The sequence below is a fragment of the Planktothrix sp. FACHB-1355 genome (assembly GCF_014748295.1).
Classification (GTDB): Bacteria; Cyanobacteriota; Cyanobacteriia; order Cyanobacteriales; family Aerosakkonemataceae; genus Aerosakkonema; species Aerosakkonema funiforme_A.
Map to the genome: position 1 here is coordinate 1 of NZ_JACJUP010000838.1, position 3,249 is coordinate 3,249.

Annotated in this window: 2 protein-coding genes; one reads left to right on the top strand and one right to left on the bottom strand. The window is 40.8% G+C overall.

Annotated features, from left to right (window positions below):
- Positions 1-1,767, top strand: a 1,767-nt coding sequence (locus tag H6S82_RS25700; protein ID WP_242057113.1) for an ATP-binding protein, incomplete at its 5' end; no start/stop codon positions are given.
- Positions 1,768-1,824: 57 nt separating this feature from the next.
- Here H6S82_RS25700 and H6S82_RS25705 read toward each other — a convergent pair.
- On the bottom strand, positions 1,825-3,249 hold a 1,425-nt coding region (locus tag H6S82_RS25705), incomplete at its 5' end, for a methyl-accepting chemotaxis protein (RefSeq protein WP_199317962.1).

Below are 3,249 nucleotides of genomic sequence, written 5' to 3' on the forward strand. Positions count from 1 at the left end.
TTTCTTCATCTCTGTGATTTAGTTAAGGCTGAAATGGCTCGAATTTCTGGTAATTATTTAGAGGCGATAACCAATTACGATCGCGCCATATCTGGAGCCAAAGCTAACGAATACATCCAAGAAGAAGCCCTCGCCAACGAACTCGCTGCTAAATTTTACCTGGCTTGGAGTAAAGAGAAAGTTGCCGCAGGCTATATGCAAGAAGCCTACTACTGTTATGCCCGGTGGGGAGCAAAAGCCAAAACTGATGACTTGGAAAAACGCTATCCCGAACTACTTCAACCCATCCTTCAGCAACAAAAACACCACCTAAATCCGCTAGCAACCTTAGCAAAAGTCAGCGGTATTTCACTACATACGGTAACTAGCTCATATAATAGTGGTAGCACGAGTATTTCTGATGCTTTGGATTTTACCTCAGTTCTCAAAGCTGCTCAAGCTATCTCCAGCAGTATTAAACTTGATGAATTACTCAAGCAACTGACTCAAATTATCTTGCAAAACTCTGGTGCAGATCGATGTATCTTGCTGTTCCCTACTGAAAATCAATGGCAAGTGAGAGCTATTACCACACCCGACATTACAGAATTACGCTCGGAATCGATAGATAATTATCCTCATCTTCCTATTGCCCTAATTCAGTATGTCAAAAACACGCGAAAAATGGTTGTGATTGATGACTTAAAAACAGATTTACCCTTAATTGATAATTATCTGTTGCAACATCAGCCAAAAAGCGCTTTGTGTTTGCCTGTCCTCAACCAAGGAGATTTGGTAGGGATTTTGTACTTGCAGAATCAAACAACGACAGGAGTATTTACGAGCGATCGCATCCTCGTCCTTAACTTTCTCTGCACTCAAGCGGCAATTTCTTTACAAAATGCTCAACTCTATCAACAAGCGCAACAAACTTTGACTGACCTCAAACAAGCTCAATTACAAATCGTACAAAGTGAAAAAATGTCTGCTTTGGGCAATTTAGTAGCTGGGGTAGCGCACGAAATTAATAACCCAGTTGGGTTTATTTCTGGTAATTTAACAGAAGCTAAAACCTGTTTAGAGGATTTAATTGAACACTTCAATTTGTATCGCGATAAATTTACTCCTACTCCAGAAATAAAATACCATGCAGAACAGATAGATTTAGAGTATGTTTTGTCGGATTTACCGAAAATGTTTAGTTCTATGCAGCTAGGCTGCGATCGCATTAAAAATATTAGTACCAGTCTCCGCACTTTCTCTCGCGCTGACAAAGACTATCAAGTATCTTTTAATATTCACGAAGGGATTGATAGCGCAATTATGATTCTTAAACATCGCCTCAAAGGAAATGATAGCCGACCCCAAATTCAAATTATAAAAGAATATGGTGAAATTCCAATAATCGAATGTTTTCCCGGCCAATTAAACCAGGTATTTATGAATATTTTGGCCAATGCGATCGATATGTTTGATGACATGGGTCAAAACTATTCGTTTGCATATTTCACGAAGAATCCGCAACGAATTACAATTAAAACGGAAGTGCTGAAAAAGTCAAACCGAGTTGCTATTAATATTAAAGATAATGGTTTGGGAATGGACGAAAACGTTAAATCCCGAATATTTGAACATTTATTTACTACGAAAGCAGTGGGTAAAGGCACAGGTTTGGGATTGACGATCGCCCGTCAAATCGTTGAAGAAAAACATGGTGGCTCTATTCATTGCTATTCTAGGCCCGGAGAGGGTACTGAATTTATAATTCAGCTTCCAATTGCAAAGTAAGTTGGCCATTGGCATCTGCTCGGATATCGATCGAATTAAGGCGCGATCGCGTGAAATTCAACTGGTTTTCACTACAGTCTGTAGTACTTGTGCGGTGTCGTTCAATTGAGCGAAAGCCTGATTGGTCTTTTGGAGAGATTCCACAATTTGTTGAGAAGATTCGCTTAAGTTAGAGATAGCGAGACTGATTTGAGTAGCACCTTCATATTGTCCCTCCATTCTTTGGCTAACAGTCTCGAATTGGGGTGTGAGGCTTTGCATTTGTTCGATCGCTAGCGCGATTTGTCCGCCAACGCGACTTACTTGTTCCACATAGTTTTTCACTTGTTGGCTGAACTTTTCCATTTCCATCACCCCAGTACCAACAGAGTTTTGAATATCTTTCACCATCTCTTCAATTTCTTGGGAAGCAATAGTAGCGCTATTAGCCAGCTGACGCACTTCTCTAGCAACTACTGCAAAACCTGCCCCGTATTGTCCCGCTTTCTCCGCTTCAATGGCGGCGTTGAGCGATAATAAATTGGTGCGATCGGCTACTTTGCTGATGCTATTAACTACTCTATTAATATTAGTTACTTTTTCATTTATCGATGCGAGTTTCGCAGATATAAAGTTAGTCGCAGTAGCCAACTGACTCATTGTTGTCGCCATTTCCATTAAGCTGGCTTGACTGTTCCTGGCGGCTAAAGCAGTGGCTTGGGCTTTTTCGGTAATTGTTTCGACCGTTTTGACTAATTGTCCAGAAGTAGTGGCAATTTGTGCCGCCGTTGCTTTTACTTCGTTAGTGGAAGCTGCTTGCTGTGCGACTGTCGTTTCTAACTGCTTACCTGCTGACGCGATTTGACTGGAGGTAATCGTAATTTTTTGACCAACTCCATCAGCCTGAAAAATGATGCCGTTGAGTTTTTCAAAGGAGTCTTTCAATTGTGTTGCCATTTGGTTAAACGATTTTGCCAGTTGTCCCACTTCATCAGTGCGATCGATATCAACTGTTTTATCCCATTCTCCTTTAGCAAAATTTTTCGCTGCTAAATTCAGTTGCACAAGCGGCTGCGTTACCCAAAGGCTAGTGATAAAACTAATGATAATTGCTACTACTAAAGCCGCCATACTCAGCATAATAGTGGTACGGGTATTGGCATTAATTTCTGCCATGAAATCGGATTCGGGAATCACCACCACAATCAGCCAATTTAGCCCCAATTCATCTTGCCAGGGAATTACTTGCACGAATTGGCGTTGTTGATTGAATTGAAAGTCAATCCGCTCACTCTTAGCAATTTTACTTAAGTTACCAAATTTATCGGTTAAATTTTGGGCTGTGGCGCGAATTAGAGGGTCTTTAATGTCAAGCACTTGTAGGCGTTTGGCTTCATCTCCCTCTATCCGGAAAGGTTTTTCATCAGTGGAAGTACTCACGACCAAACCGTCACGTTCCAATATGAAAACTTTGCCAGTTGGACTGACTTTTAAATTTTTTAA